Here is a 1,634-nt window from a genome sequence, read left to right on the forward strand (position 1 = left end):
TCCCCCTCGCGGGTTGGCGGCCCTCTGTATGTACCATTGTATGACGTGTGAAGCCCTACCCATAAGGGCCATGAGGACTTGACGTCATCCCCACCTTCCTCCGGTTTGTCACCGGCAGTCTCATTAGAGTGCTCTTGCGTAGCAACTAATGACAAGGGTTGCGCTCGTTGCGGGACTTAACCCAACATCTCACGACACGAGCTGACGACAGCCATGCAGCACCTGTGTGAAGGTTCCCTTTCGGGCACTCCTCAATCTCTCGAGGATTCCTTCCATGTCAAGGGTAGGTAAGGTTTTTCGCGTTGCATCGAATTAATCCACATCATCCACCGCTTGTGCGGGTCCCCGTCAATTCCTTTGAGTTTTAATCTTGCGACCGTACTCCCCAGGCGGTCTACTTCACGCGTTAGCTGCGTTACCAAGTTAATTAAAACCCGACAACTAGTAGACATCGTTTAGGGCGTGGACTACCAGGGTATCTAATCCTGTTTGCTCCCCACGCTTTCGTGCATGAGCGTCAATCTTGACCCAGGGGGCTGCCTTCGCCATCGGTGTTCCTCCACATCTCTACGCATTTCACTGCTACACGTGGAATTCTACCCCCCTCTGCCAGATTCAAGCCTTGCAGTCTCCATCGCAATTCCCAGGTTGAGCCCGGGGCTTTCACGACAGACTTACAAAACCGCCTGCGCACGCTTTACGCCCAGTAATTCCGATTAACGCTTGCACCCTACGTATTACCGCGGCTGCTGGCACGTAGTTAGCCGGTGCTTATTCTTCAGGTACCGTCATTAGCCGAAGGTATTAACCTCAGCCGTTTCTTCCCTGACAAAAGAGCTTTACAACCCGAAGGCCTTCTTCACTCACGCGGCATTGCTGGATCAGGCTTGCGCCCATTGTCCAAAATTCCCCACTGCTGCCTCCCGTAGGAGTCTGGGCCGTGTCTCAGTCCCAGTGTGGCTGGTCGTCCTCTCAGACCAGCTACTGATCGTTGCCTTGGTGAGCCTTTACCTCACCAACTAGCTAATCAGATATCGGCCGCTCCACAAGCATGAGGCCCGAAGGTCCCCCACTTTCATCCGTAGATCGTATGCGGTATTAGCGTAACTTTCGCTACGTTATCCCCCACTTCTGGGTACGTTCCGATATATTACTCACCCGTTCGCCACTCGCCGCCAGGTTGCCCCGCGCTGCCGTTCGACTTGCATGTGTAAAGCATGCCGCCAGCGTTCAATCTGAGCCAGGATCAAACTCTTCAGTTCAATCTCTGTTTGTTGACACTTACGTGTCACCCTGATTTCTCAGGGGTCGCTCACTCAAGATACTGACCGTTATCTCATTGCTGAGACAACGTTTAATACTTTTGTGAACATTTGATAATTTAAGTATGCAGCTGACCTAAGCCAGCCGGCACCTTCATCAAACGCCCACACTTATCGACTGTTGATTGTTAAAGAACCTTGTTCTGTACTACCTTGCTGCACCGTGCGAAGCGTTGTGTTCGTCAGCAGCAGAGAAGTGAGAGTATGCAGTGTTTCGCGTTTCTCGTCAACCCCCTCGTTCGCTTCGTTGCAGATTTCTCTGCGGACATTGCCAACGTAACCATTTGATTCCGTTAACGTTTTTTTATCCAG

Annotated in this window: 1 protein-coding gene and 1 rRNA gene; both read right to left on the reverse strand. The window is 51.9% G+C overall.

The window, feature by feature from the left end; genetic code table 11:
* Positions 1-1,262 (reverse strand): 16S ribosomal RNA (locus MYP_RS24540); the annotation flags it as partial.
* Positions 1,263-1,433: 171 nt separating this feature from the next.
* Positions 1,434-1,634 (reverse strand): hypothetical protein (locus tag MYP_RS26670; protein WP_231570097.1); only part of this gene is annotated, 201 nt, incomplete at its 5' end.

This window comes from Sporocytophaga myxococcoides, assembly GCF_000775915.1.
Classification (GTDB): Bacteria; Bacteroidota; Bacteroidia; order Cytophagales; family Cytophagaceae; genus Sporocytophaga; species Sporocytophaga myxococcoides_A.